Origin of the sequence: Bacillus sp. EKM206B, assembly GCF_011066015.1 — a bacterium.
GTDB classification, from domain to species: domain Bacteria; phylum Bacillota; class Bacilli; order Bacillales; family Bacillaceae; genus Bacillus; species Bacillus velezensis.
Genome location: NZ_JAAMNL010000002.1, coordinates 534,200 through 559,729, shown reverse-complemented (window position 1 = coordinate 559,729; position 25,530 = coordinate 534,200). Strand labels below are relative to the sequence as shown.

Annotated in this window: 32 protein-coding genes; 9 read left to right on the top strand and 23 right to left on the bottom strand. The window is 44.5% G+C overall.

Annotated elements, in window-relative coordinates:
• Positions 1-92: 92 nt before the first annotated feature.
• The 8 genes from G9F50_RS05660 to G9F50_RS05625 all read right to left on the bottom strand — a co-directional run bounded on the left by G9F50_RS05660 (position 93) and on the right by G9F50_RS05625 (position 8,715).
• On the bottom strand, positions 93-1,364 hold the full coding sequence (locus G9F50_RS05660; protein ID WP_060561632.1) for an MFS transporter: 1,272 nt from the start codon (positions 1,362-1,364) through the stop codon (positions 93-95).
• Positions 1,365-1,441: 77 nt separating this feature from the next.
• Complete coding sequence (locus G9F50_RS05655) at positions 1,442-2,443, bottom strand: substrate-binding domain-containing protein (protein ID WP_060561633.1); 1,002 nt, start codon at positions 2,441-2,443, stop codon at positions 1,442-1,444.
• A gap of 83 nt (positions 2,444-2,526) precedes the next feature.
• On the bottom strand, positions 2,527-3,363 hold the full coding sequence (locus G9F50_RS05650; RefSeq protein WP_015239937.1) for an SDR family oxidoreductase: 837 nt from the start codon (positions 3,361-3,363) through the stop codon (positions 2,527-2,529).
• On the bottom strand, positions 3,360-4,436 hold the full coding sequence (uxuA, locus tag G9F50_RS05645; protein WP_060561634.1) for a mannonate dehydratase: 1,077 nt from the start codon (positions 4,434-4,436) through the stop codon (positions 3,360-3,362). The genes G9F50_RS05650 and uxuA overlap by 4 nt, the downstream gene beginning before the upstream one ends.
• A 1-nt stretch (position 4,437) precedes the next feature.
• Positions 4,438-5,073, bottom strand: a complete 636-nt coding sequence (locus G9F50_RS05640; RefSeq protein ID WP_165406466.1) for a bifunctional 2-keto-4-hydroxyglutarate aldolase/2-keto-3-deoxy-6-phosphogluconate aldolase — start codon at positions 5,071-5,073, stop codon at positions 4,438-4,440.
• Positions 5,074-5,086: 13 nt separating this feature from the next.
• The gene (locus tag G9F50_RS05635) at positions 5,087-6,106 is read right to left on the bottom strand and encodes a zinc-binding alcohol dehydrogenase family protein (protein ID WP_060561635.1); all 1,020 of its coding nucleotides are present in this window, start codon (positions 6,104-6,106) and stop codon (positions 5,087-5,089) included.
• A 29-nt stretch (positions 6,107-6,135) separates the two neighbouring features.
• Positions 6,136-7,092: a sugar kinase gene (locus tag G9F50_RS05630; RefSeq protein ID WP_032871576.1), complete on the bottom strand. Its 957-nt coding sequence runs from the start codon at positions 7,090-7,092 to the stop codon at positions 6,136-6,138.
• A 204-nt stretch (positions 7,093-7,296) separates the two neighbouring features.
• Entirely contained in the window at positions 7,297-8,715 is a 1,419-nt protein-coding gene (locus G9F50_RS05625) for an alanine/glycine:cation symporter family protein (RefSeq protein WP_015239933.1), read from the bottom strand.
• Between the two features lie 376 nt (positions 8,716-9,091).
• Between G9F50_RS05625 and G9F50_RS05620 the strand changes: the two genes are divergently transcribed.
• Together G9F50_RS05620 and G9F50_RS20540 are read left to right on the top strand one after the other, a co-directional pair.
• Entirely contained in the window at positions 9,092-9,445 is a 354-nt protein-coding gene (locus G9F50_RS05620) for a hypothetical protein (RefSeq protein WP_003153956.1), read from the top strand.
• Between the two features lie 24 nt (positions 9,446-9,469).
• The gene (locus tag G9F50_RS20540; RefSeq protein WP_013352436.1) at positions 9,470-9,595 is read left to right on the top strand and encodes a hypothetical protein; all 126 of its coding nucleotides are present in this window, start codon (positions 9,470-9,472) and stop codon (positions 9,593-9,595) included.
• A gap of 52 nt (positions 9,596-9,647) precedes the next feature.
• On the opposite strand, the gene parC is transcribed toward G9F50_RS20540, so the two are convergent.
• The 3 genes from parC to G9F50_RS05605 all read right to left on the bottom strand — a co-directional run bounded on the left by parC (position 9,648) and on the right by G9F50_RS05605 (position 14,872).
• Positions 9,648-12,071 carry a DNA topoisomerase IV subunit A gene (gene parC, locus G9F50_RS05615; protein WP_060561636.1) on the bottom strand — a complete coding sequence of 808 codons (2,424 nt, stop codon included), beginning with the start codon at positions 12,069-12,071 and terminating at the stop codon, positions 9,648-9,650.
• A 2-nt stretch (positions 12,072-12,073) separates the two neighbouring features.
• Positions 12,074-14,041 carry a DNA topoisomerase IV subunit B gene (gene parE, locus G9F50_RS05610; RefSeq protein ID WP_007611767.1) on the bottom strand — a complete coding sequence of 656 codons (1,968 nt, stop codon included), beginning with the start codon at positions 14,039-14,041 and terminating at the stop codon, positions 12,074-12,076.
• Positions 14,042-14,464: 423 nt separating this feature from the next.
• A complete protein-coding gene (locus G9F50_RS05605) occupies positions 14,465-14,872 on the bottom strand; it encodes a CoA-binding protein (RefSeq protein ID WP_007410316.1) in 408 nt (135 codons plus the stop codon).
• A 151-nt stretch (positions 14,873-15,023) separates the two neighbouring features.
• Here G9F50_RS05605 and plsY point away from each other — a divergent pair, with 151 nt between their 5' ends.
• Entirely contained in the window at positions 15,024-15,605 is a 582-nt protein-coding gene (gene plsY, locus G9F50_RS05600) for a glycerol-3-phosphate 1-O-acyltransferase PlsY (protein ID WP_007410317.1), read from the top strand.
• 88 nt (positions 15,606-15,693) lie between these two features.
• Entirely contained in the window at positions 15,694-15,981 is a 288-nt protein-coding gene (locus G9F50_RS05595; protein WP_007410318.1) for a HesB/YadR/YfhF family protein, read from the top strand.
• A gap of 32 nt (positions 15,982-16,013) precedes the next feature.
• Here G9F50_RS05595 and G9F50_RS05590 read toward each other — a convergent pair whose 3' ends face one another.
• The 7 genes from G9F50_RS05590 to acnA form a co-directional block, all read right to left on the bottom strand.
• On the bottom strand, positions 16,014-16,313 hold the full coding sequence (locus G9F50_RS05590; RefSeq protein ID WP_003153968.1) for a hypothetical protein: 300 nt from the start codon (positions 16,311-16,313) through the stop codon (positions 16,014-16,016).
• A 15-nt stretch (positions 16,314-16,328) separates the two neighbouring features.
• Entirely contained in the window at positions 16,329-16,745 is a 417-nt protein-coding gene (locus G9F50_RS05585) for a YbgC/FadM family acyl-CoA thioesterase (RefSeq protein WP_003153973.1), read from the bottom strand.
• A gap of 86 nt (positions 16,746-16,831) precedes the next feature.
• The gene (tlp, locus tag G9F50_RS05580) at positions 16,832-17,074 is read right to left on the bottom strand and encodes a small acid-soluble spore protein Tlp (RefSeq protein WP_007410320.1); all 243 of its coding nucleotides are present in this window, start codon (positions 17,072-17,074) and stop codon (positions 16,832-16,834) included.
• A 26-nt stretch (positions 17,075-17,100) separates the two neighbouring features.
• On the bottom strand, positions 17,101-17,247 hold the full coding sequence (locus G9F50_RS05575) for an acid-soluble spore protein N (protein WP_003153977.1): 147 nt from the start codon (positions 17,245-17,247) through the stop codon (positions 17,101-17,103).
• A 63-nt stretch (positions 17,248-17,310) separates the two neighbouring features.
• Positions 17,311-17,436 carry an FbpB family small basic protein gene (locus G9F50_RS05570; protein WP_012117651.1) on the bottom strand — a complete coding sequence of 42 codons (126 nt, stop codon included), beginning with the start codon at positions 17,434-17,436 and terminating at the stop codon, positions 17,311-17,313.
• Between the two features lie 78 nt (positions 17,437-17,514).
• Positions 17,515-18,024 (bottom strand): TlpA family protein disulfide reductase, encoded by a 510-nt coding sequence (locus G9F50_RS05565; RefSeq protein ID WP_060561637.1) that lies wholly within the window; start codon positions 18,022-18,024, stop codon positions 17,515-17,517.
• Positions 18,025-18,085: 61 nt separating this feature from the next.
• A complete protein-coding gene (gene acnA / locus G9F50_RS05560; RefSeq protein WP_060561638.1) occupies positions 18,086-20,812 on the bottom strand; it encodes an aconitate hydratase AcnA in 2,727 nt (908 codons plus the stop codon).
• A gap of 231 nt (positions 20,813-21,043) precedes the next feature.
• Here acnA and sspO point away from each other — a divergent pair, with 231 nt between their 5' ends.
• From sspO to G9F50_RS05540, 4 genes are all read left to right on the top strand, one after another.
• Complete coding sequence (gene sspO / locus G9F50_RS05555) at positions 21,044-21,190, top strand: acid-soluble spore protein SspO (protein WP_003153982.1); 147 nt, start codon at positions 21,044-21,046, stop codon at positions 21,188-21,190.
• Positions 21,191-21,219: 29 nt separating this feature from the next.
• A complete protein-coding gene (locus G9F50_RS05550) occupies positions 21,220-21,366 on the top strand; it encodes a small acid-soluble spore protein P (RefSeq protein ID WP_003153984.1) in 147 nt (48 codons plus the stop codon).
• 93 nt (positions 21,367-21,459) lie between these two features.
• Entirely contained in the window at positions 21,460-21,831 is a 372-nt protein-coding gene (locus tag G9F50_RS05545; protein ID WP_007410324.1) for an Hsp20/alpha crystallin family protein, read from the top strand.
• A gap of 233 nt (positions 21,832-22,064) precedes the next feature.
• Positions 22,065-22,493 carry a DUF2621 domain-containing protein gene (locus G9F50_RS05540; RefSeq protein ID WP_060561639.1) on the top strand — a complete coding sequence of 143 codons (429 nt, stop codon included), beginning with the start codon at positions 22,065-22,067 and terminating at the stop codon, positions 22,491-22,493.
• 27 nt (positions 22,494-22,520) lie between these two features.
• Here the strand turns inward: G9F50_RS05540 and G9F50_RS05535 are convergent, their stop codons facing one another.
• The 3 genes from G9F50_RS05535 to G9F50_RS05525 form a co-directional block, all read right to left on the bottom strand.
• Complete coding sequence (locus G9F50_RS05535) at positions 22,521-23,012, bottom strand: CcdC family protein (RefSeq protein ID WP_007611735.1); 492 nt, start codon at positions 23,010-23,012, stop codon at positions 22,521-22,523.
• A 79-nt stretch (positions 23,013-23,091) separates the two neighbouring features.
• Positions 23,092-23,454 (bottom strand): response regulator, encoded by a 363-nt coding sequence (locus tag G9F50_RS05530; protein ID WP_033574804.1) that lies wholly within the window; start codon positions 23,452-23,454, stop codon positions 23,092-23,094.
• Between the two features lie 84 nt (positions 23,455-23,538).
• The gene (locus G9F50_RS05525) at positions 23,539-24,246 is read right to left on the bottom strand and encodes a cytochrome c biogenesis protein CcdA (protein WP_088056486.1); all 708 of its coding nucleotides are present in this window, start codon (positions 24,244-24,246) and stop codon (positions 23,539-23,541) included.
• A 201-nt stretch (positions 24,247-24,447) separates the two neighbouring features.
• Between G9F50_RS05525 and G9F50_RS05520 the strand changes: the two genes are divergently transcribed.
• Positions 24,448-24,621, top strand: a complete 174-nt coding sequence (locus tag G9F50_RS05520; protein ID WP_012117647.1) for an aspartyl-phosphate phosphatase Spo0E family protein — start codon at positions 24,448-24,450, stop codon at positions 24,619-24,621.
• Positions 24,622-24,694: 73 nt separating this feature from the next.
• Here G9F50_RS05520 and G9F50_RS05515 read toward each other — a convergent pair whose 3' ends face one another.
• Both G9F50_RS05515 and sirA read right to left on the bottom strand, forming a co-directional pair.
• The gene (locus G9F50_RS05515) at positions 24,695-24,913 is read right to left on the bottom strand and encodes a YneF family protein (RefSeq protein ID WP_003153994.1); all 219 of its coding nucleotides are present in this window, start codon (positions 24,911-24,913) and stop codon (positions 24,695-24,697) included.
• Positions 24,914-24,998: 85 nt separating this feature from the next.
• Complete coding sequence (gene sirA, locus G9F50_RS05510) at positions 24,999-25,445, bottom strand: sporulation inhibitor of replication protein SirA (RefSeq protein ID WP_003153995.1); 447 nt, start codon at positions 25,443-25,445, stop codon at positions 24,999-25,001.
• Between the last annotated feature and the right edge of the window lie 85 nt (positions 25,446-25,530).

Here is a 25,530-nt window from a genome sequence, read left to right as displayed (position 1 = left end):
AACAATTCCTATATTATCATAGGAACAGATCAAGCGGCAGAACAAAAAGGCCATCCCGTTATCTGCAGGACAGCCTCAGTGGCTTTGATAACTTATGAATAAGGTATCGTGTCTTTTTTATCTTCAGAAGCGGTTTGAATGATAATCGGGCGCACGAATCGGATTACCGCAGCCGAGGCCAAAACGGCTAATCCGCCTGCAAGCAAAAACGCCCCGGAGAATGATCCGCTTTTGTCCGCGATAAAGCCGGTTAAAGCAGGCCCGATAATACCGGCCGTGTTTGCAAGAAAATGCATAAAGCCGCCGACTGATCCGACATTCCTTTGATCAACCACATCATGAATCACCGCCCAATAGATAGAGCCCGTTATATATAAAAAGAAGACTGATAAAGCAACGAGAATAACGGCACTTACGGTAGTGGTAACAAGTCCGGCAAATCCGATCAGTACAGCGGAAGCGAACAGACAAGTGACAAGAATGACTTTCCGTGAGAACAAAACCCCTTTTCCGGCGGTTTTTTTGAATACATAATCAGAAATCATTCCGCCTGCCGCCAAACCGATAAATCCAAGAATCCAGGGAATAACAGTCACCACGCTCATAAATTCAACACTTAAACCGCGTTCTTTCACCAGATAGCTCGGAAACCATGTTAAGAAGAAAAATAAGATGTAATTGTAGGCGAAAAAGGCAAAAGCCGTGAAGAGAACCGTTTTTTGTTTCAAATAAAAGGTCATCGGGATATGCTGCTCATGCGACTGAATCTCCGCTTTTATTGCCGGGGCGTCTTCCGTCTGCGCCGGCCGTTCTTTGACAAATTTAAACCAGATGACCGCCCAGACTAAACCGATGATCATGATCAGGACAAAGGAAACCTTCCAGCTGAACGCCACAGCAATCATCCCGACAATCGGGCCGGAGATCGCTCCGCCGAGCGGCGTTCCGCTGTTTGTCAGGCCGATGACCGTGGCGCGCTGAGACGGAGGAAACCAATTGTTGACCATTTTGCTTATGGCAGCCGACAGCGGCCCCTCTCCCATACCGAATAAAATACGGATAATCAAAAGACTTACAAATCCGAAAGCAAGCGCAACCGCTCCGCTGAAAAGAGACCAAACGATCATCGCCGTACACAATGTCAATTTAGCCCCGTACCGGTCAGATGCAACACCGCCGAGAAAGTTAAACACAGCGTATCCGACAGAAAAACTGCTGAAAATCAGCCCCATTTGGGTTGCAGACAATGTGAGATCCTGCTGTATGAACGGCGCTGCAATAGACAGCGCTGAGCGGTCTAAATAGTTAATCACCCCGGCTGAAAATAAAAGAAGAATAATAGGGAATCTATCTTTTGAGAACATAAAAAAATCCCCCTCTCATTTCGCAATATTCAGACATTTAAATTGCCGGAGTAAACCGGTTTATGCAATGAAACCGGTTATCCGGATTGCCTTGCGAGCAGCGCCGGTTTATAGCGGTGAATCCGTTTTTCACCGCCATCTTTTTCTTGTATCTGACGAAGAAGAAGGCTTCCCGCTTTTCGCGCCATTTCTGCCGCAGGCTGGACGATCGTCGTAATCGGAGGAGTAAAAAAACCAGCAAAAGGAACTTCATCAATTCCGATGACGGCTGCCTTATCCGGAATTGCCATATCATGCTCCTTCATATACTTCAGCACCTCAACAAGAACGATATCGTTTGCCGCCAATATCGCTTTCGGAGGCTCCTCAAGTGAGAACAACTCTGACAAAACATTGGAAATATCAGCTGCATCGGCTGTTTTGATATATTCGTCCCGCACCATCATTCCGTGGCGGTCAAGCGCCTTCTTATACCCTTCAATCCTTTCTACCCTCGGACTGATTTCCCGAATAATAGACGTCGTAATAATTGCGATTCTCTTAATGCCGCTTTCGATAAACCGGTCAACGGCAAGACCGGCTGCATGATGATTATCAAGCATCACTGTCGGAATTCCGAGTTCTTCAATGGTTCTGTCCATAAACACGACCGGAAACGTATCGCGTTTCATCTTTTCATATAAAGAGAGATTTTCACCCGTCGGAAAAATAATAATTCCGTCCACCTGCTTAGCCCGCAGCATTTCAATATATTTCTTTTCTTTTTCCGGTTCATCATCCGCATTGCAGACAATAATATGAAATCCTTGTTCATGAAAATAGTCTTCCACCGCCCTGATGACCTGAGTGGAAAAAGTGTGAAGAATATTAGCCACCACCACACCTACCGTAAATGTTGATTTCTGTTTTAAGCTGCGGGCGACGAAATTCGGCTGATAGTTCAGCTCTTGAATGGCCGCTTCTATTTTTTGTTTCGTTTTCTCGCTCATATAGTCATAGCGCTGATTTAAAAATTGAGATACGGTGCTTTTAGATACGTTTGCATATTTCGCCACATCAGAAATTGTAATGGTTTTCATAGACTCATCCCCGTCTGTCTTCATTTTTCACTAGTATAAGTCAGAAGTAAATGGTTTACAATCTGACAGGGACATGGATTCTGTCACACTCCGGAATAAGCCATAAAACCTCCGTCGACGGGAACGGTGACCCCGGTGACAAAGCCCGAGCATGAATCATCCGAAAGCCACAGGAGCGTTCCCAGAAGGTCTTCCGGTTTCCCGAAACGTTTCATCGGTGTATGTGCCATAATCTTATTGGATCGGTCTGTCAGACTTCCATCTTCCTGTAATAACAACCCACGGTTTTGCGCTGTCAAAAAGAAACCCGGAGCGATGGCATTCACCCGCAGCCCTTTTTTTGCGAAATGAACAGCCATCCACATCGTAAAATTCTGAATCGCCGCCTTGGCCGCGCTGTAGGCGGGCACCTTTGTCATCGGTGTATACGCACTCATAGAAGAAATATTAATAATCGCGGGACATTCCGCCTTCAAAAGGTCTTTTCCAAACACTTGCGATGCCAGAAATGCACCGGTAAAGTTGGTTGAAAATACGCTGGAAAACCCCGTTTCGTCCATATCAAAAAATGATGTGCCCTGCTCATCCTCTTCATACGTCTCGCTGGCAGTGATCGCATCAGGGTGGTTTCCCCCGGCTCCGTTAATTAAAAGATTGACAGAACCGAACCGGCTGATAATCTCGTCTTTTGCCTTTTCGAGCGAATCACGGGCTGAAACATCAGCCGGTACAGAAACCGCGGTTCCTCCAGCGTCAGCAATCTCGCCCGCCGCACGCTCTGCTTTATCAGCATTCCGGCTGACGATCGCAATTTTCATCCCCTGCCGTGAAAGCTCCTTTGCCATTGCTGAACAGAGAACACCGCTCCCGCCTGTTATGACAGCGGTTCTTCCTGATAAACGTTCATGAATCGGTCTCATCTCTTCACCCCTTTCTCATGAGACGAGAACGCATCCCACAGCCCGTTCAAGTACATAATTCCTAAAGCACGATCATATAAACCATAACCCGGCCGGCATTGTTCGCCCCAGATATGACGGCCGTGATCAGGCCGTACATATCCTTTATAGTCTTGGCCGTGCAATTCTTTTACAACACCGGTAATATCAATGGACCCATCACTGGTAAGATGCGAAGTTTCCGTAAAATCACCGTTATCGCAGATTTTCACATTTCGTATATGGGCAAACGGCGCAGCTCCCGCATAGTGTTTGGTGATCTTCACCATATCATTGGCGGGATCCGCTCCCATCGAACCCGTGCACAACGTAATACAGTTGGCGGGTGAATCTGAAATCTCTTGCAGCTTTTCATAACTTTTCTCATCGGTGATAATACGGGGCAGGCCAAAAATTGACCAGGGCGGATCATCCGGATGAATGGCCATTTGAATGCCGTGTTCCTCCGCTACAGGAAGGATTTCATGTAAAAAGAATTCTAGATTGGCCCAAAGCTGTTTTTCATCAACCGTTTGATAGGCCTCAAACAGTTCCTTGATCCGGGCCATTTTCTCCGGCTCCCACCCGGGAAGCGTCAAATCAGAAGATTCTTCAACCGTGCGGATCAGTTCCTCCGGAGGGAGACTTTCCACTTTCGCTTTTTCAAAAAACAGTGCGGTTGACCCATCCTCCAGCGCGCGGAACATATCGGTACGCGTCCAGTCAAATATCGGCATGAAATTGTAACAGATGACTTTCACGCCGAATTCGGACAGATTGCGAATGGTCTGTTTATAGTGCTCAATATATTGTCCGCGTTCTTCATGACCGAGTTTAATGGCTTCATGAACATTCACGCTTTCCACGACCTCTGCATGAAACCCATAGGATTGAATGAATCTGACTTCCGCTTCAATGTCCTCCTTTTCCCATACATCGCCCGCGGGCTTCTGGTGAAGAGCCCAGACGATGCCTTTGACCCCGGGAATTTGTCTGACATGTTCAAGAGTCACCGTATCATTACCTTGGCCGTACCAGCGAAACGTGATATTCATGTTACACCCCCGTATATTCGTTTTTTCGGCAGACGTATTCTTTGCTGAGGGATACGGCAGCTTCATAGCCGCCCTTTTGATATGCTTTTGTCAAGTCGCTTCCCACACCGACCGCGACCGCTCCGGCAGAGAGCCAGTCATTCATGCTGTTTAATGAGATACCCCCGGTCGGCATAATGCGGACATTCGGCAGAGGGCCGTTGACCGACTTGATAAATGAAGGGTCAAACGAATTAGCGGGGAACAGCTTTACCACATCACATCCGGCTTCGAGCGCCAAAGCCATATCAGACACGCTCATGCATCCCGGAAGATACGGTACGCTGTACTGGTTGCATAGAGATGCTATCTCTTTTACAAAATGAGAGCTGACGATAAATGAGGCGCCTGATAAAATGGCGTGTCTCGCCGTTTCTGTATCCATTACAGAACCGGCTCCAAGAAGAATATCTTGATGCCGGAGTTCCTTAAAGACATCTTCCACTTCAGGAGTTGTGTATGTAAGCTCAATGGCGCTGATACCTCCTGAAATGGCCGCTTTTGAAACATCAAGCGCCTCTTGGCTGTTTTGTCCCCTTATGACAGCCACCACTTGTGCATGCAGAAGTTTTTCGTAAATGGCGTACTTAGGCAGCATTCTCGCTCCTCCTTTAATCAAACGTAATGATTGCTTTTCCCACCTTGCCCGGATGCTGTTCGATCAACTGAAATGCTTGATGGACGTCATCTGCTGAAAATGTATGTGTAATAAGACCGCCGTGCGTTAAGAGGCCTTTATTCAGTAAGTCTGTAATGTACGGAAACTGGTTCGTCTGCAATCTTGAACCGGTTATCGTGACTTCCTTTTTTGTGATCGGAAGCTGAGAAATGCCGGCAGTCCTCTCATCAAAACCAAGCACAACCACATGACCGGCCGGAGACACCGCGTCAATGGACGTTTCAAACGTTGAGGGGAGACAGACGGCATCAATGACGACATTGGCGCCTTCTTTTTTTGTCCATTCGTTCACCCGCAAAACGGGATCTTCTTTTTGCGCGTTGACGGTAACGTCCGCACCGTTTTTTTCAGCGAATGCCAAGCGTTCATCATTCAAGTCAGTTATCATGACGGAAGCGCCTTTGAACTTTGCCATTTTTAATATGCAGATTCCGATCGGTCCCGCCCCCTGAATCAAAACGGTATCTTCCTTCTCGACACGGCCTCTCCAAACGGCCTGGGCGCCGATCGTATATGGTTCTGCCATGACCGCTTCCTCCCAGGGCAGATCGGGGGAAACGGCATGCAGCTGCTTTTCCGGAACCACGATATATTCCCGCATCCCGCCATCTTCATGAACGCCGAACACCGAAAGCGCTTTGCAGACGTTCGGACGTCCTTTCCGGCAGGCATAGCATGTTCCGCAATAAGATATCGGTTCAACCACTACGCGGTCACCCGGCTTGAAACGCCGAACATGAGAACCGGTATTTGCGACTTCCCCTGTAACTTCATGTCCGATTACTCTCGGCAGGGACGCTAACGGATTTGTCCCATGATAAATATGCAAATCTGATCCGCAAATTCCGACCCGCTTCACCTTGACAAGAACATCATCCGCGTGGACAACAGACGGTTTCTCACATTCCGTCACCACCAGATCAAATGCTTTCCGTACTAGAACCGCTTTCATTTTCTCACCCGCTTTTTAAGTTGTGCTTGCTACCGTTCAATCACAGTCTCTTTGTTTACAAATGACAGAACCTCTTCTAGATAGGGAAGCCCTTCATTGTCACCTGAAACTGTGGTGACGAGCGCACCGACCGCATTGGCAAACTCCAGACGTTTTTCCGGTTCAAAACCATGCAGATAACTGTACAGGTAGCCGGCATTAAAGCCGTCACCCGCTCCTACCGTGTCAACAGGCGCAACCGGGAAAGCCTCTTTGTGAATCCACTTATGATCATGATACAGCGCAGAACCTGCTTCACCGTCTTTTATGACAAGCTGACTGATTGAATAGGTCTCTGCAAACCGGGCTAATGCTTCATTTTCCCCTATACCTGTCAGCTGTTTCATTTCGTCCCGGCCCGCCAGAAGAATATCAGTATGCGGAAAGATTTGATGAAATGCCGCACGCGCCTCCTCGATCGTCCACAGCTTCAGCCTGATATTCGGATCAAAAGATACGGGAATCCCCCTTGCTTTGGCGATGGAAAGCACCCTTTCAGCAATTTCAAGATTTTTCTTATCAAGTGCGAGGAACACACCGGTAAGATGAACGATGTGAATGCCGGCAAACATATTCTCTGTTATATCTTCCGGTGCAAGAGTCAGAATTGGTGAATTGAAACGATAATAAAACGTCTTGCCTGAACCGTCATTTCTGATCTCTTTGACATTTAAAGATGTAGGAAAGCCTTCAACATAGGAGACGTCAGTCACATCAATTCCTTCTCCTTTGGCAAACTGATAAATCACTCTGCCGAACTCATCCTTCCCCAGTCTGCTGACCCACTTTGAGTGCAGATTCAATCTGGCGCATGCAATCGCAAAATTCAGTTCAGCTCCTCCTGCTTTTCGTTCAAAATGGGTAACAAAACGCAAAGGTCCTGTGCTTGCGGGATTTAAGGTGATCATCGCATCACCGATCGTAAAAATACCATAATCAGAAGCCACATCAATACTCCCTTCTTTGAAGACTAAATCGGTTTGGTAAACCGGTTTAGTTAAACTTTATATGAAAGCCCTTACATACACAAGAGAAAAATACAACAAATTCAAAAAAATCTGTTTTTAGTAAAAATAACCCGATTTTTCACATAAAAAAAACCCCTCACAACAAAATGTAAGGGGTTTTTTGAAAATTGTATGCATGTTTCCTCAGTTAGCAGTCTTACGTTCGGGGCTTGTACCTTCTTCTTCCGCCCATGTTTCAATATGCTTGAGCTCCGGGGTATTCTCGGCTTTGAATACGGGATCAAGACCTTTTTTGCGCTGAGCGGCATAATCCTTATAGATCTTGTAGGCTACATTACTCAACAGTAAGATTGCCACTAAGTTAATGAGAGCCAAGAGTCCCATAAACAAGTTTGCCATGTCCCAGACGATCTGGAAGTCAGCCAAACATCCGTATACCACCATCACTACAACGAATACGCGGTAAATATTAAGCCATGTTTTGCTTGTTTTAATAAATTCAATATTCGTTTCACCATAGTAATAGTTGCCGACGACAGAGCTGAATGCGAATAAAAACATCGCAATCGCAATAAATGTCGGCGCCCATCCGCCGAGGTGGTGCTGCAGTGCGGCTTGTGTCACTTGGATGCCGTCGCCTTTAGGCGTAAAGCTGTACAATAAAATGATAAAGGCAGTCGATGTACAAACAATAAATGTATCAAAAAACACGCCGAGCGTCTGAATTAATCCCTGCTTAGCCGGATGAGACACATGTGCAGCCGCTGCGGCATTCGGCGCGCTTCCCATACCCGCTTCGTTTGAAAACAGGCCGCGCTGCGCACCGATAATAATGATGCTTCCTAAGCTTCCGCCGACGATCTGTTCAAGACCGAACGCATTTTTCACAATCGTCATAAGCAATTCAGGTACCGCGGTAATATTCACAATTACAACATACAGCGCGATCAGAATATACATACCCGCCATGACCGGAACGATTAATTGCGAAACGGATACAACACGTTTCAGACCACCGAATATAATGAAAGCCGTTAATACAGCTAAAATGATTGCGATAACTGTTTTATTCACATGGAATGCTTCGTCAAACGCCACAGAAATCGTATTTGACTGCACGGCGTTAAAGATAAGTCCGAAAGAAACGGTAATCAATACGGCGAATAAAATACCGAGCCAGCGGGCGCCCAGTCCCTTAGCCATGTAATATGCCGGACCGCCGCGGAATTCGTCACCGGAACGCACTTTATACAGCTGCGCCAAGGTGCTTTCCACAAAGCTGGAAGCCATACCGACAATCGCTACGATCCACATCCAAAATACTGCGCCGGGACCGCCTGTTGCAATCGCCAGCGCGACGCCGGTCAAGTTTCCGGTTCCGACACGAGAAGCGGCTGAGATAAAGAATGCCTGCATTGAAGACACTCCTTTATTCCCTTGCGGCTTCTCCCCGACGATTCTGAACATTTCAATAAAGTATTGGAATTGAATAAAGCGAAAACGGAACGTAAAGTACAATCCGATCCCGACTAAAATATAAACAAGATACTTCCAAATAAAATCATTTGGAACATTTATGATTTCACTGATGAAAGCCTCCATGTTTAACCTCCCTTTTACATATCTTTTACTGTCATTTTTGCTGCATATGTTAGATCTTTTAACACAACGAGTATTATTATATCACAACAACAGTGGTTGAGAAGTTTTTTTAAGAAAATGTTTCGGTTTCTACATCACGTATTTTGCTGTCATGCCCCGTTTTTTATCTTACTGCCCGAAAAATGTTGTCACGTCATAAGAAATGCGTGCATATCATAACAAATAGGTCTTTAAGAAAAAAGAGATGAAAAGATGAATGGAATGGTATATACTTAACCAGGATAATAATTTTTTAAATTTAATAAATATGTTTACTTTACATTTAAATTAGGGTATTATAATAAAAATATTCAGACTTATGAAGGGGGGAGAACATTTGAAAAAAATCTTGTTTTTGAAAGCTTCTATTTTATTTTTAGCGATTGCAAGCTTTCATTTGCTCTCTATTCCCCATGCGTTTGATACTGCTCATCATTTTAAAGCGGTAGCCGACCAGCAGGAAATGCACGAAATGAAGGCCGGCCAAAATGCTGATGATGAGAAAAAATCGCTGACGGGCTCATATATCTTGACGGCGCTTTTTGCCGCTTCTGTCTCACTGATCGTGATATCAGACAGGAGACGCCCCGCTTCCCGGAGAAGACAGCGAAAGAAAAGCTTTTTAATCGCTAAATTTTATCAGTCCTCGTATTTCGATGAGCTTCATGTTCAACATCGCCTATCTATGTAACATAAAATGAGGAGGTTGTTAAACATGTTGTTTATCTTACGAATGGTGATTTTAGGGTTATTTTCATTCACTGCATTGAATTTATTTGTATGGCAGGGAATCGAAGTCGTTCACGCTATCACTGACTTATTCGGCAGCCATGAAAGCTAAATAGTAAAACCTCCGCTCAATGAGCGGAGGTTTTTTTATTTTATTTTTACTCTTAAACATCAGACGCGGGGATACGCCATACATCTGTTACCGGCCCTGTCTCATCTTCATCGGTAAAGAAGGAACCGTTGCTGTATCGGTCATTCGCCCGCAAGGACTTCACGGCGATTTCGATTCTCTCGCCTTTTTCTGTTTCCGCAGCGATCATGTCGGCTAAAGCGCACGCGAATACGCCGACTGCGCGATGCGGGTTCTTTTTAAGCTCACGCAGCATGATGACACCGCGCTTCGCCCTGGATGTTTTTTCGAATTCAGATAGGTTCATCCGCTTGATTGCTCCCCGCTGTGTGACAAGGACAAGCGAATCTGTCTCATGCATGATTTGTCCTGATACAACGGTATCACCCTCTTTTACATTTATACCCTTTACGCCGGCCGCACGGGCACCGACTACATTTACTTCATCTTCACCGAACCATAAACCATACCCGAGGCGGGTGGCGATAAACAGCTGGCTGCCGCCGTCTGTGACATGAACATCAATCAGCTCGTCGTCCCCTTTAAGGTTAAGGGCAACAAGCGCTTTCGAGTAACGCTGCGCTTTGTAATGCGTCATTTCAGTTCTTTTCACCATGCCGTTTTTCGTCATAAACAATAAATATGAAGATGGATCAAATTCTTTTACCGGTATAGCTTTCACGATGGTTTCATCACGGTCAATCGTGATGATGTTCGTTACGTGCTGCCCCATGTCTTTCCACCTGATATCGGGAAGCTGGTGAACCGGACAATAAACATAGCTTCCCTTATTGGTAAAGAGCAGGAGAACATCCGTTGTATTCATTTCAAATTGGTGAATCAGCCTGTCAGTATCCTTCATACCGAAATCCTGGCCGTTAGAAGCGGCAAATGACCGCTGGCTTGTTCGTTTTACATAGCCGTCTTTTGTGACTGTCACATATACGTCCTCAGAGGCAACCATGACTTCAAGATTGATTTTAATTTCCTCAATCTTTTCTTCAATGACAGACCGTCTGCTGTCAGCATAGGTCTTTTTCAATTTTTTCAGGCTGCTTGTAATGACTTTTAACAGCTTTTTATCATGACTTAAAATGGCTTCGAGCTCCTGAATTTTCTTGCTGAGCTCTTCCGCTTCCTCTTTTAGCGCCGTAATATCCGTGTTTGTCAGACGATACAGCTGCAAGGATACGATCGCTTCGGCCTGCGGCTCCGTAAATGCGAATTTAGACATTACGTTTTGTTTCGCATCTTTCTTGTCGCTGCTTGCCCGGATGACGGCTATGACCTCATCTAACACAGACAGTGCCTTCATCAGGCCTTCAACGATGTGGTGCCGCTCTTTTGCTTTTTGCAATTCAAAGACGGAGCGGTTTGTCACCACTTCCTTCTGATGGGAAATATACGCATCCAGGATGGCCGTAAGACTCATCAGCATCGGCCGGCGGTTATGTATGGCGACCATATTAAAGTTATATGTTGTCTGCAGATCAGTGTTTTTATATAAGAAATTCAAAATGCCTTTTGCATCGGCTTCTTTCTTTAACTCAACGACCACCCGAAGCCCCGTGCGATCAGTTTCATCCCGGACTTCAGAAATGCCTTCGACTTTTTTGTCTATGCGGTATTCGTCCATTTTCTTTACGAGATTGGCTTTATTTACTTCAAACGGAATTTCTGTAATGACGATCTGCTCCCGTCCGCCTCTTACGGATTCCACTTCAGCCTTGCCGCGGATAATAATTTTGCCTTTCCCGGTTTCATAAGCCTTCCGAATGCCGTCGACTCCTTGAATAATGCCTCCTGTCGGAAAGTCAGGCCCTTTAATCACCTGCATCAAGTCATCGACGGTGCAATCCGGAGATTCAATCCGTTTAATGACGGCATCAATGACCTCACCCAGATGATGAGGGGGAATATCAGTCGCATAGCCCGCTGAAATCCCGGTTGATCCGTTGACAAGCAAGTTAGGGAACATGGCGGGCAAAACAACCGGTTCTTTACTAGTGTCATCAAAGTTCGGAACGAATTCAACCGTATTTTTATCAATGTCACGCAAAAGCTCTGATGCGATAGAAGATAATCTCGCTTCCGTATAACGCATGGCAGCCGGCGGATCACCGTCAATGCTTCCATTGTTGCCGTGCATCTCAATCAGCACATTCCGCACTTTCCAATCCTGGCTCATCCGCACCATCGCTTCATAAACGGAACTGTCACCGTGCGGATGATAATTACCGATAACATTTCCGACCGTTTTTGCCGCTTTACGGAAATTTTTATCGAATGTATTTCCGTCTGCGTGCATGGCGTATAAAATTCTCCGCTGCACCGGCTTTAAACCGTCACGAGCGTCGGGCAGCGCCCTGTCTTGAATAATGTATTTACTGTAGCGTCCGAAACGGTCGCCGATTACTTCTTCTAACGGTAAATCATGAAATAATTCTGGCTGTGCCACTATTAAACCTCCTCAGCGACCGACAAGTTTTCATTTTCTAAAATATTGCTTTCCTCATCTAATCCGAAGGCAACATTTTTTTCAATCCATTTTCTTCTCGGTTCTACTTTGTCTCCCATTAATGTCGTTACACGGCGCTCTACCCGTGCCGCATCGTCGATCTTGACTCTGACGAGCGTTCGCGATTCGGGATTCATCGTCGTTTCCCAGAGCTGGTCTGCGTTCATTTCTCCCAGACCTTTATAGCGCTGGATGGTATACCCTTTGCCGACTTTCTTTAAAACGCCGTCCATTTCTTCGTCGGACCAAGCATATTCAATAATCTCTTTCTTACCGCTTCCTTTGCTCACTTTGTAAAGAGGCGGAAGGGCGATGAAGACTTTTCCGTGCTCGATTAAAGGTTTCATATAGCGGTAGAAAAATGTTAACAGCAAGACTTGAATGTGCGCGCCGTCGGTATCCGCGTCCGTCATGATGATGATCTTGTCATAATTGATGTCGTCTATCTCAAAATCTGCGCCGACACCGCCTCCGATCGCATGAATAATCGTATTGATTTCTTCATTTTTGAAGATGTCTGCAAGCTTTGCTTTCTCTGTGTTGATGACCTTTCCGCGAAGGGGCAGCACGGCTTGGAATTTCCGGTCTCTTCCCTGTTTTGCAGAACCTCCCGCAGAGTCTCCCTCCACAAGATACAATTCATTCTTCGCCGGATTTCTGGAACCGGCCGGTGTGAGTTTTCCGCTCAGCGTCGCTTCTGATTTTTTGCGTTTTTTGCCGCTTCTCGCTTCTTCTCTCGCTTTACGGGCCGCTTCACGGGCCTGGCTTGCTTTAATCGCTTTTTTGACAAGCAGGGTTGCTGTATCGCGGTTTTCTTCCAGGAAATAAGCAAGATTCTCGGAAATGACGGCATCCGCGGCGGATCTCGCCTCACTTGTGCCAAGCTTCCCTTTCGTCTGGCCTTCAAATTGCAGCAGTTCCTCCGGGATACGCACGGAAATGATTGCGGACAAACCTTCCCTGATATCGGCGCCTTCAAGGTTCTTGTCTTTCTCTTTTAAAAGGGCGACCTTTCGCGCATACTCGTTAAACGCTCTTGTCATTGCCGTTTTGGCTCCTGATTCGTGGGTGCCGCCGTCCTTTGTTCTGACGTTATTAACGAATGACAGCATATTTTCTGAATACCCGTCATTAAACTGAAAAGCGAAATCGACTTCAATGTCATGATGCTCGCCTTCAAAGGAAACCACTTCGCATAAAGCGTCTTTTTCCTCGTTTAGATAAGCGACAAATGCTTCAATTCCGTTCTCATAATAAAATACTTCTTTTACGCCGTTCCGTTCATCAATTAATTCTATTTTCAAACCTTTTAACAAGAAAGCCGATTCGCGCAGACGTTCTGACAGCGTGTCAAAATTATAAACCGTTGCGCTGAACATTGACGGATCAGGTTTAAAATGGGTAAGCGTTCCCGTTTTTTTGGTCGTTCCGATTTTTTCAAGTGAAGTCACGGGCTTGCCGCCGTTTTCAAACCGCTGTTTATACACATATCCGTCACGCTCAATAGTAACCGTCAGCCACTCTGATAATGCGTTTACGACAGATGCGCCGACACCATGCAGACCGCCGCTTGTTTTATAGCCGCCCTGTCCGAATTTCCCCCCGGCATGCAGCACGGTGAAAATAACTTCCGGCGTCGGCTTTCCGAGCTTATGCATCCCGGTCGGCATTCCGCGTCCTCTGTCCTGTACAGAGATGCTGTTGTCCTTATGTATCGTTACGATAATATGATCTCCGTAGCCGGCAAGAACTTCATCGACGGAATTGTCGACGATCTCATATACCAGATGGTGCAGGCCGCGTGCGTCCGTCGAACCGATGTACATTCCCGGTCGTTTTCTGACGGCTTCCAGGCCTTCAAGCACCTGTATGGCATCTTCGTTGTAATCAAATTGCTGTTTTCTAGCCAAACGTACAAACCCCTTTCAAAAAACCTGCTCTTAATCATTCTCTTTTTTAACTGTTTTCATGTCTTTGTTTTTCAGTATGCGCAAGCTTCGGTCCAATTCTCCTCGGACTCACAATTATAACCAATATGCTTGATTTCGCAACATATTTAAGCGAATGGCTCGTTTTTTAGGCCGCAAGACATACATTCGAACGGCTTTTCATCTTTCTGGTGCCCTTTTCAGCGAATAAGAACATGAGTTCGCTTTCTATTATATAGCTTTATGCCGGCCATCGCAAACAGACTGTAAACCCCTGTATAAAGGGGTTTCTAAAAAAGCTGTTCATGCTTTATTGTATCTGTTTCATCATCATACGCAAAGAGTATTCTTTCAATAAAAAAGCAAAAACCCCTGATTCGCCAAGGATTTTTGCCTTTTTTGTTCCTATTTTATAACAGCGCGGGCGACTTTTATACATAAATCCATAACAGCCGTCCGTCCTTTGTCTGTAATCATGCGATACGCTTCTTCATTTGCAAGGCCCTGCTGCGCCCAAAAAACGGGAGCGTCCGTCTGTAAAAATTCTTCAGCGACACCGGGAAGCTGCTCAGAGCGTCTGAACACATTCACGATATCAATCGGTCCCTCCACGTCTTTTAATGAAGCGACGGCTTTAACGCCAAGCGCCTCATCAATCGTTGGATTGACGGGAATAATTTCATACCCTTCATCCTGCATCGCTTTGGAAACCATGTAAGAAGTCCGGTCGGGACGGTCTGACAGCCCGACGACTGCGATCCGTTTGCTCCGATCCAGAATTTCTTTAATCTCTGATTTTGAAGGATTTTGCATCTTTACCATCTCCTTTTGATATATTGTACATGACCGCTTCGCCGGAATCAAAAAAAGCGCTTTGTCAGCTTAATTCTCAAAAAACTTGTCATCAGACGGTAACAACTCGTGTTAAAATAGAGTGAAGGGACATTGAAAAGGAGAAATGTAGATGTTGATTGCTTTATTGATTATTTTGGCCTATGTAATAGGCAGCATCCCGTCAGGTTTAATCGTAGGCAAACTTGCGAAAGGGATCGATATTAGAGAACACGGAAGCGGCAATTTGGGCGCTACAAATGCTTTTCGCACGCTTGGCGTTAAAGCGGGATCTGTTGTCATCGCAGCCGATATTTTAAAAGGCACCTTGGCCGCGGCGCTCCCATATTTACTGCACGTCCCCATTCATCCTCTTCTCGCAGGGGTGGCAGCAGTAATCGGCCATGTATTCCCCGTGTTCGCAAAGTTTAAGGGAGGCAAAGCCGTAGCCACATCAGGGGGCGTCCTGCTGTTTTATGCTCCGCTGTTATTCGTTACGATGGTTGCAGTATTTTTCGTATTTTTATTCCTTACGAAATTTGTTTCTCTGTCTTCAATGTTAACAGGGATTTATACGATTATTTACTGTCTGTTTGTAAAAGACCCTTATTTATTAGTCGTAGTGACGCTCTTGACCGCGTTTGTTATCTACAGACACAGGGCAAACATCAAACGGATTATAAACAAAACAGAACCGAAGATCAAATGGTTTTGATGAAACTTCAATTTTGACATCAAAATGCCATATGCGTTTATAATAGAGATAATTTCTTTATATGAGAAACAAAAAGGGAGTGTTCCGGATGAACATGAAAGTAACGAAAGGCGCGCTGGATTGGTACAAAGAAGAGCTCGATCTGGAAACAGGCGACCATGTCCGTTTCTTTGTCCGTTACGGGGGATGCAGCAACGTTCAGAAAGGCTTTTCTCTCGGCATTTTAAAAGACCGGCCGATGAACATCGGCACCAGCACGGAAGTTGAAGGCATTACCTTTTTTATTGAAGAAAGCGACTTATGGTACTTTGATAATCACGATTTGTCAGTCACATATTCAGATCAGGCAGAAGAGCCGGTATTTGATTACGTGTAAGAAAAAAAGAACGCAGCGGATGCGTTCTTTTTTTACAGCCTGAACCTTTTGAGATGATCAGTCAGACGTTCTTTTTCTAATATGCTTCTTTGCGTTTCACCGAGCAGGTCAAAGTGGGGAAATTCATTTTTATGGTGAATCCACTCCGGCTTCAGCCCGTACTCCGCTCCCCATCTGATCAGTTTATTGAGGTCGCTTGAACCGGCCTTCGTCACGGTCTTAGCCTCCGGAAAACGGTCATCCAGCCAGTAATGCGTTAAAAAAGCGATTTTCCCTTCCGATACATCCCGCTTCCATCTTTCCAGTTCCTTACGCGTAATTCCAAATGCCATAACTGCAGCCGCTCCTTATTTTTTTGCCTTTTCGTAAGCGGCATGCCAATCAGGAAAAGCCTTGCGAAACTGAATCGGTTTGAAGCTCTCTTTATCAACGCATATATGAGAGGATGTCGCTTTGATGGCAAGTTCTTGATCCGGATTATAGATGTGGTAGCCGTAAACGGTTTTAAATCCGTTATATTCTTCAATCCAAGTATGTACGACAGCCGTTTCTCCGTAGCGGAGCGGCTTTTTATAAGAAATGCTGATATCCAATACAGGGGACAGCACTCCTCTATCTTCCATATCCTTGTAAAGGAATCCGAGTTCCTTAATCAGCGCCGTTCTGCCGACCTCCATCCAGACTAAGTAATTGGCATGATAGACGATACCCATTTGATCTGTTTCCGCATAACGCACTTCTATTTCTTTTTTTGACACATGCAACGTTCTCTGCTCCCTTATTATCAGATTAGCCCCATTTTATCACAACGAGCCGGAAAGAGAAAAAAACCAGGTTTCCCTGGTTTTTATTATGATTGATAGCCGTTTTCTCTTGCAGCCGATTCATCCTGGATTTCACTGCGGAACGATTCAATGCTTTCATTGCGTCTGGCATTCTTCTCTTGAATGCGCTGTTTTTCCTCATCTGTCGCAAATTCCATTGATTCTTTGGCTTCTTCTATATTTTCAATGGTATTCTGCACCATATCCTGCAGCTTTTCAACGTTATCGGAACGGTCATCCGGATTCGGTTTTTGATAATTGTTTGTCATAATGTCTGCTCTCCTTTGATATGATGTTATTCGCCTTTCGTCTGCATGACAATCGGATGTCCGTTTGACTTGTCATGAAACTTTTCCCCTTTGTTGCGTTTATATTTAACGGGTTTTGTCCCTAAGTGGCTCGGAGCGTATTGCGGCTGGCCGTCTTTCTTGTTTATGCCCATGTTCATCCCTCCTTAAGAGTATATTTTGCAAAAGGAGGTGCAAACATGACTGCAAATTAAAGGTTATTTTTGTTTGAACCGCTGCTCCAGCTTTTCTTCAAGCTGATTCAAATATTCCGTATTGGTCATCAGCTCACGTTTATTTTCCATAACCAATTCATGAAAAGAACGTTTTCGCATTTTTTTCAATCTTCTCACCTCCGTGTTTTCATTCATTTTTTCCAATTTTTCAAAACCTAAGCCCTTCACAATAAAAAAACTGAACCTCTATTTGAGATCCAGTTTTTCTTTCATTTCTTTTTTTGTCATCGTGCCTACGCGAATATGCTGAATGGTTCCTTTTTCGTCTAATATGTATGTTGTCGGATAAGAAAGCACGTTGAAATCTCCGTTAATTCCGCTTTTGTCAATCAGAATAGGAAAGGTCAGCTGATAATGATCAGCAAATGATTTCACAGCCTGTATATTTTTTTCAGAGGATGTAAAATTAACGGCTGCTACCGCAATATCAGGATATTCTTTCTGCAGCTCCTGCATATCGGGCATTTCCATTCGGCACGGCTTGCACCACGTCGCCCAGAAATTGAGGAGCACTTTTTTTCCTTTATAATCAGAAAGGGAGATACTTTTTCCTGACAATGTATCAAGTGTAAAGTCAGGGGCTTTCATCCCTTCTTCTGTCCCTTCTTTCGGACTTTTTTGTCCAGAATAAATGTTCCAGCCCGCATACACTAACAACCCGATAAGTAACATTCCGCCCAGCCATTTCGCAAGCATCTCAAGGCCTCCCGCATAAAAAGAGAGAAAGCAGACTGCTTTCCCTCCTTTGTTCATTCTGCTACTGTTTCATTTTATCGCGAAGCACCATTTGTAAAATGCCGCCGTGGCGATAGTAATCAATTTCCACTTCACTGTCAAAACGGACAACAACTTCAAATGTTTTTACCGTACCGTCTTCACTGATTGCTCTGACAGTCAGCAAGTCGCGCGGACGTACAGATTCATCAACATCCACCTCGATGACTTCCTTACCGGTTAAGCCGAGTGTATCCGCGTTTTCACCCTGTTTGAACTGAAGCGGCAGCACACCCATGAAGACGAGATTGCTTCTGTGAATTCTTTCAAAGCTTTCGGCAATGACTGTTCTGATGCCGAGCAGGTTTGTTCCTTTTGCAGCCCAGTCACGTGAAGAGCCCATTCCGTAATCTTTTCCGGCCAGGACGACAAGACCCGTTTTATCTTCTTTATACTGCATGCAGGCATCATAAATAGATGTCACTTTCCCGGTAGGCCAATGTGTTGTGTATCCGCCTTCTGTACCAGGTGCGATTTGGTTTTTAATGCGGATATTGGCGAATGTTCCTCTCATCATGACTTCATGGTTTCCGCGGCGTGAGCCGTAAGAGTTAAAGTCACGAGGAGAAACGCCTTTTTCCTGCAGGTATTTGCCCGCCGGTGTGTCTTTTCCGATTGCTCCGGCCGGAGAAATGTGGTCAGTCGTCACGGAATCGCCGAATTTGCCGACAACGCGAAGCCCTCTTAAAGGCTCAACTTTTCCCGGCTCTACAGACATTTCCTCAAAGAACGGCGGGTTTTGAATGTAAGTGGAATCCTGATCCCACTTGTACAGCGCTTCATCCGTCGTTTCGATTTCGTTCCAGCGCTGGTTGTCGTCAAATACCGTTTCATACTCTTTGCGGAATAACTCTGGCGTAACAGTCTGTTTGACGAGAGAATTGATTTCATCCATGGACGGCCAGATGTCATCGAAATAAACATTTTGTCCGTCATTTCCGACACCGATCGGATCCGTTTTCAGGTTGATATTCACAGTGCCTGCTAATGCGTATGCGACAACAAGCGGAGGTGACGCAAGGTAGTTTCCTTTGACAAGCGGATGGATCCGGCCTTCAAAGTTTCTGTTACCCGACAAGACAGAAGTGATCAAGAGATCATTTTTAGCAACCGCTTCTTCAATCTCTGGAGAAAGCGGGCCGGAGTTCCCTATACATGTCGTACAGCCATACCCTACGAGGTTAAAGCCGAGCTCCTTCATGTAAGGAAGCAGGCCTGAGTTGACTAAGTATCCAGTAACAACCTTAGACCCCGGTGCAAGTGATGTTTTAACATAATTCGGCACTTTCAAGCCTAATTCTACCGCTTTTTTGGCTACCAATCCGGCACCGATTAATACATAAGGGTTTGATGTATTCGTACAGCTTGTAATAGCGGCGATTGCAATCGCCCCTGTTTTCATAACCGCATCTTCGCCGCTGTTAAGTTTAAATGAAATTTCTTTGTTCTCTTCAGCAGCATCCGCTCCGAATCCTTGGTTGCCGGCCGGGCTGACAAGATGTTTTTTAAACGTTTCCTGCATAACGGAAAGCGGGATTAAATCCTGCGGACGTTTCGGTCCTGAAAGGTTCGCTTCAATTTTTGACAGATCAATTTCCACAACGTCTGTAAAAATCGGCTCTTCCGCGTCAGGCGTATAGAATAAACCGTTGTTGCGGCAGTATGCTTCCACAATATCGATCTGCTCTTCTTCACGGCCGGTCAGACGCAGGTAAGAAAGTGCTTCCTCGTCAACCGGGAAGAATCCGCAAGTCGCTCCGTATTCCGGCGCCATATTGGCAATAGTCGCACGATCCGCAAGCGGAAGCTCAGCAACACCAGGACCGAAGAATTCAACAAATTTATTGACTACGCCTTTTTCGCGCAGCACTTGAGTGACTTTCAGCGCCAAGTCAGTCGCCGTCGTTCCGTTAGGCAATTTTCCGACAAGTTTCGCGCCGATGACCTCAGGAACAGGGAAATATGAAGGCTGGCCGAGCATTCCCGCTTCCGCCTCAATACCGCCGACACCCCAGCCGAGAACGCCGATTCCGTTAATCATTGTTGTATGGGAATCTGTTCCCACCAAAGTATCAGGATATGTCACAAGTTCTCCGTCTTCCTCTTTCGTATGAACGACACTTGCCAAAAATTCAAGGTTTACCTGGTGAACGATACCTGTTGCAGGCGGAACGGCCTGATAATTGTTAAACGCTTTCTTTGCCCAGCTTAAAAATTTATAACGTTCTGCATTTCTTTCGAATTCTAAGTCCATATTAATGGCTAACGCGTCTTCCGTACCGGCTTTGTCGACTTGTACGGAGTGGTCAATGACCAGGTCAACCGGAATTTCAGGATTGATTTTATCAGGGTCTCCGCCGACAGAGGCCATGGCTTTTCTTAAAGATGCCAGGTCAACTACGGCCGGAACGCCTGTAAAGTCCTGTAGAATAACCCGTGACGGTTTAAACGGCACATCGATATCTTTTAATTCAGCAGTACCCCATCTTGCTAAATTTTCAACATGTTCCTTTGTAATGACGCGTCCGTCTACCTGACGCAAAACGGATTCCAAAAGAACCTTAATAGAATAAGGAAGTTTTGAAACATTGCCGACCCCTGCGTCTTCCAATGCTTTTAATGAATAGTAGTTGTATGTTTTCCCATTTGAAGAAAATGTTTTTCTTGCTTGGAAAACGTCTTGTGTTGCGACTTTTTGCTGATTTGTCATTCTCCAAAATCCCCCTTCAATGATCAAGATCGTTCTTTAGATGAATGTTCACATTCCATCACAATTTTCTCACAATTTCATCTTAGTATAAAATCATACATAAGTAAATATCAATGTTTTTATTAAATACAATAAGATCGTCTTATCAGCATGATTTTCGGTAAATTTTGTCCGATTTTCCGCCTCATACAACGGGCTGTAAAGAGCCATATTAATGTTGAGGTGATGATCATGGTAAAACGGAAAGCCAATCATGTCATTAACGGCATGAATGATGCGAAAAGCCAAGGCAAAGGCGCGGGTTATATAGAAAATGACCAGCTCGTCCTGACGGAAGAAGAACGGCAGAACAATAAAAAAAGAAAAACAAACCAATAGCCGGAACACCTTAAAAAGGAGGCTTTAACATGACAAATAAAAATACGAGTAAAGATATGCATAAAAATGCTCCGAAGGGCCATAACCCCGGCCAGCCGGAACCGCTGAGCGGAAGCAAAAAAGTGAAAAACCGCAACCATACAAGACAAAAACATAATACAAGCCACGATATGTAAAACAGACCCCGTGTCTGTTTTTTTGTGCCATTCACCCATTCAAAGCTTCTGCATACGTTATAGCAAGGCTTTTTAATATGGAGGGATGCTTCCATGAATCACTCAAAAAACGCTGAAGAATTTGATGATACGGAAGAATGGCTGCGGCAGTTTTACGAGGACCCGTATGCTTGGTATGACGAGACGCTGCCGATCGATCTATATGAAACAAGCCGTCAATATATCATTGAAGCCGACCTGACGGCGCTGAAGCAGGTGCAAGCGATAACCGTCACTCTTTCGGGGAATGAATTTATGCTCTCTGTTAAAACGCTTGAACGGACGTTAAACAAACAAATGATGCTTCCTTTTTATCTGAATGACAAACATATTTTCACTGATTTCACCAACCATATTCTGACCGTCTCCATGAACAAGGAGCCAAATGAGACTCCTGCCTCTTTTTCCTTTCAATTTCCTCTATAACATAAAAAAGCCGCTTTCATCCCTCAATGGAAGCGGCTTTTTTGTCCGGTCATATCAGTCATATACCCTCAAAGTGAATCTCCCATGGCCAAATAGCAGAATCACTATACGATAGAATATGTTCTACCAACCGGAATGACTGGACATCTATCATTTTTTCTATTCTTTTTTTCATGTGTTCTTCTATTCTGTCTTCGTTTACAATATGGTTAAAGTAAGGAGGAGATAGAACAATGCTGGAAGGCTGGTTTATGTGGTTTATTTTATTTTGGGTCATCGTGATGATCGGATTGCTGTCTATCGGCGGGTTTTTTATGTTTCGAAAATTTTTAAAACGCTTACCGAAAGAAGACGGCCGGTCAGAACTGGATTGGCAGGACTATTATATTGAAAAAAGCAGACACTTATGGAATGAGGGTGACAAGGCGTTTTTGGATGAATTGGTCGCCCCCGTGCCGGAGCTCTTTCGGGATGTAGCCAAAGCGAAAATCGCCGGAAAAATCGGTGAACTTTCCTTAGCGGAGGAAGCTGAACAAATAAACCATGATTTAATCATCAGGGGTTACATACTGGCCACTCCTAAGCGTGATCATCAATTTTTAAAAAAGCATCTCCGTGAAAAACAGATTGATCTTACTCCTTATCAAGCCCTGCTCAAATAAAAAACCTTTCCGCCGGACGGAAAGGTTTTAATTCATCTGAATATCAGCGGTCTTCAGTTCATTCGAAAGTTTGCGGTAAGACAAAAACATCGCGATGCGCCACGGAACAATCATTCCGAAAGCAAGAATCCAAAACATTCCGCTTAAAGCTCCGTAATCAATCGTCGTGCTCAAAATGGATTTCATAGCGATTCTGATAACCAAGAGACCAATCAGGATAAACACAAACGCTTTTGACCGTTTTAAATAGATTTCATTATTTTTAATCTCAAATTTAGATGTTTTAATCAGAAAAATAGAGAAGATTACGCCCAGCGTAATGGCCTCCAAAAATTCTTCGCCCGTCACTCTGAAAATCGGAAAAAGGAACATAAGCGCTCCCGTACTCATGAAAATCGGCGGGAGAATTATTTTTTTAGGTGAAGCGGGCTTGTCGGAGGATTTAATCCTGACGATCATCACGGAAATTGCCATGGCCGCTGCAATAACGGATGAAATTATAATCATCATCTTTATCATTCCTTTGCTTGCACGGAGTTTGATACTATATACTATACTCCAAAAACATAAAAAAAACCAATTTGAAAAGAGAACACGTTTACGTTCCCGTTACCCGGCCTACGGCCTCCAGCACTTTAGATGCTTCAAACGGTTTAACGATAAAGTCTTTAGCGCCTAATTCAATCGCTTCCAGAACGATCCGCTGCTGCCGCATGGCGGTGCACATGATGATCCGGGCTTTCGGGTCAAAAGCTAAAATATCCTGCAGGGCCTGTATACCGTTTTTGACCGGCATGGTAATATCCATAGTCACCAGGTCGGGACGGATTTTTTGATATACTGACAGGGCTTCCTCACCGTCAGCCGCTTCCCCGGCCACTGTGTAATTCGCCGATTCCAGAATCTCTCTGATTTTCACCCTCATGAACTTGGCGTCATCTACAACTAAAACTCGTGTCATATTCCCCTCCACATATTTAACATTAACTAGTCTTATTGTACCAAAAACAAAAGGGTATATAATAGTTCAAAAGTTATTAATCCGTTACAGACCCGTAAATCCTCCGAAAAGATTTGACAGAACGATCAGAATGTAGCTCATCCAGTTAAAAAACAGCATAACTCCGATCAGAATCATAAGAATGCCGCCGATTTTCATGATAAGCAGCTGATGCTTGCGAATCCAATTCATTCTGGTAATAAAAAATGAAAGAACAAGAAAAGGAATCGCAAATCCGAGAACATATAAAAACATATACGGCACTGCTGAAGAAGGATTTGTATTGGCCAGCGAAAACACGGCTCCTAAAATGGGCCCGCTGCACGGCGACCAGCCGGCTGCAAACGCAAGACCGATCAGAACCGAACCGATAAACCCTTCCGGACGGCGCTTAAAGTGAATGCGCCGCTCTTTCATCATGAATTTCGGCTGAAACACACCGGCAGTAATCAGCCCGAAAAGGATCAGCATGATAGCGCCAAACTGGCGGATCGCTTCATGATATTGGGTAAAAAAACTGCCGATAAACGAAGTTCCATATCCCAATGCGATAAAAATCACGGAGAAACCAAGCAAAAAACAAAGTGTATGCACGAGGCCACGCTTTTGCAGCATCACCTTTTCTGTTTTCACCTCGTCCATACTGACACCAGTTATGTAAGATAAAAAGGCGGGGTACAACGGCAGACAGCATGGAGAAATGAAAGACAAAAATCCGGCCCCAAACGTCAAAAAGTAATTAAAACTCACGATGACACACTCCCTTCGAGTTATGACAAAATCATTTCATTTTTTTAACACTTTCCCGAGAAGGATTACTTTTTATAGAAAAAGCTTATATAATTTAATTTGACATCGAGATATTATACTCCTTCTTATTTGAAAAACAGTATAAATGTGGATATAATAATAGCGACTCAGGTGAAAGATTTATGTATGAAAGGATATATCCCTGTGATTAGAGAGCATCTATTAAATGAAATTGAAAAAAAACGGGCAGAGCTGCTTAAAATCGTCATGACAAACGGAATGACATCAAACATTACGATAGAACTCAGCCAGGAGCTTGACCACCTTCTCATACAATATCAAAAAGAACTGCACACCGGCAGTTGGGGTGAAACATGACGCCAAAATAAAAAACCCTCTCCGGGTTTTTTATTTTTATAACCATGTATCTCTATATCATAATCTGTACGTATTATTTCGCTTGATTATTCATGGCTTTCATCATTTGATTAATTTTCTTTTGAGAAGGTTTCATTCCCATTTGCATCATCATCATGCGTAGCATTTGTTCATTAATAGGCGGATTCTTTTTCAAATAGCTCATCATATATTTACGAGCAATAAAAAACCCGAGTGCAACACCTATGAGCAATGCGACAACGCCCACTAGGATGCCAACCCATAAAGTCATTTTATTTCCTCCTTCATGTTGTCTAGTTTAAAGTGTACTAAACCAAAGGCTATTATACAACATTTACATCTCTTTTTCCTCGTTTTTAGACAAAATTTCTTTCTCTGACCGGATTTAACCACCCGTAGCGCCGTGTCTTGAAATCCATTGCAAGAAAACAGGGGCTGATTTTACGCAGAATCTCAAAGAAAATCGTTTCCGCCTCATAATCTCCCGAAGCCGCAATCTCAATTAAACTGTCTTTCATCATGAAGGTGGCGCGGCCCTTTTCTCCGGGCAGTGTAAGCCGGTAAATGGAATCCAAACGGCTGTAACTCATTCGGTTTAAATGCAGCTGGAGACGCTGATGCATATGTATCACCGGAATCGGTTCCGTTATATATTGAACTTGCTTTTCTGTCATTTGATATTCCTGGGGTGTCAGATCTGTCCAATGATAGTCTCGAAACAACTCAAACATAGCCGTTTCCCGCCCGAAGTAGTGGTTCGCAAACTCATCCTTTATCAGGTGTGTATAGTAATGACGTTCCATTTCCTCATCCCCTTTTACAGCGCTTCGTTATTGCTTTCTATTATACAAAAGGAGAAAAGAAAGAATTGTCTATTACTGTTACGCC

Bases quoted from the DNA above. Each gene is read 5' to 3' on its own strand.
- G9F50_RS05660 (WP_060561632.1), bottom strand. From the start codon at position 1,364: ATGTTCTCAAAAGATAGATTCCCTATTATTCTTCTTTTATTTTCAGCC.
- G9F50_RS05655 (WP_060561633.1), bottom strand. From the start codon at position 2,443: ATGAAAACCATTACAATTTCTGATGTGGCGAAATATGCAAACGTATCT.
- G9F50_RS05650 (WP_015239937.1), bottom strand. From the start codon at position 3,363: ATGAGACCGATTCATGAACGTTTATCAGGAAGAACCGCTGTCATAACA.
- uxuA (WP_060561634.1), bottom strand. From the start codon at position 4,436: ATGAATATCACGTTTCGCTGGTACGGCCAAGGTAATGATACGGTGACT.
- G9F50_RS05640 (WP_165406466.1), bottom strand. From the start codon at position 5,073: ATGCTGCCTAAGTACGCCATTTACGAAAAACTTCTGCATGCACAAGTG.
- G9F50_RS05635 (WP_060561635.1), bottom strand. From the start codon at position 6,106: ATGAAAGCGGTTCTAGTACGGAAAGCATTTGATCTGGTGGTGACGGAA.
- G9F50_RS05625 (WP_015239933.1), bottom strand. From the start codon at position 8,715: ATGGAGGCTTTCATCAGTGAAATCATAAATGTTCCAAATGATTTTATT.
- G9F50_RS20540 (WP_013352436.1), top strand. From the start codon at position 9,470: ATGTTGTTTATCTTACGAATGGTGATTTTAGGGTTATTTTCATTCACT.
- G9F50_RS05605 (WP_007410316.1), bottom strand. From the start codon at position 14,872: ATGCAAAATCCTTCAAAATCAGAGATTAAAGAAATTCTGGATCGGAGC.
- plsY (WP_007410317.1), top strand. From the start codon at position 15,024: ATGTTGATTGCTTTATTGATTATTTTGGCCTATGTAATAGGCAGCATC.
- G9F50_RS05595 (WP_007410318.1), top strand. From the start codon at position 15,694: ATGAACATGAAAGTAACGAAAGGCGCGCTGGATTGGTACAAAGAAGAG.
- G9F50_RS05590 (WP_003153968.1), bottom strand. From the start codon at position 16,313: ATGGCATTTGGAATTACGCGTAAGGAACTGGAAAGATGGAAGCGGGAT.
- tlp (WP_007410320.1), bottom strand. From the start codon at position 17,074: ATGACAAACAATTATCAAAAACCGAATCCGGATGACCGTTCCGATAAC.
- G9F50_RS05575 (WP_003153977.1), bottom strand. From the start codon at position 17,247: ATGGGCATAAACAAGAAAGACGGCCAGCCGCAATACGCTCCGAGCCAC.
- G9F50_RS05565 (WP_060561637.1), bottom strand. From the start codon at position 18,024: ATGCTTGCGAAATGGCTGGGCGGAATGTTACTTATCGGGTTGTTAGTG.
- acnA (WP_060561638.1), bottom strand. From the start codon at position 20,812: ATGACAAATCAGCAAAAAGTCGCAACACAAGACGTTTTCCAAGCAAGA.
- sspO (WP_003153982.1), top strand. From the start codon at position 21,044: ATGGTAAAACGGAAAGCCAATCATGTCATTAACGGCATGAATGATGCG.
- G9F50_RS05550 (WP_003153984.1), top strand. From the start codon at position 21,220: ATGACAAATAAAAATACGAGTAAAGATATGCATAAAAATGCTCCGAAG.
- G9F50_RS05545 (WP_007410324.1), top strand. From the start codon at position 21,460: ATGAATCACTCAAAAAACGCTGAAGAATTTGATGATACGGAAGAATGG.
- G9F50_RS05540 (WP_060561639.1), top strand. From the start codon at position 22,065: ATGCTGGAAGGCTGGTTTATGTGGTTTATTTTATTTTGGGTCATCGTG.
- G9F50_RS05535 (WP_007611735.1), bottom strand. From the start codon at position 23,012: ATGATAAAGATGATGATTATAATTTCATCCGTTATTGCAGCGGCCATG.
- G9F50_RS05530 (WP_033574804.1), bottom strand. From the start codon at position 23,454: ATGACACGAGTTTTAGTTGTAGATGACGCCAAGTTCATGAGGGTGAAA.
- G9F50_RS05515 (WP_003153994.1), bottom strand. From the start codon at position 24,913: ATGACTTTATGGGTTGGCATCCTAGTGGGCGTTGTCGCATTGCTCATA.
- sirA (WP_003153995.1), bottom strand. From the start codon at position 25,445: ATGGAACGTCATTACTATACACACCTGATAAAGGATGAGTTTGCGAAC.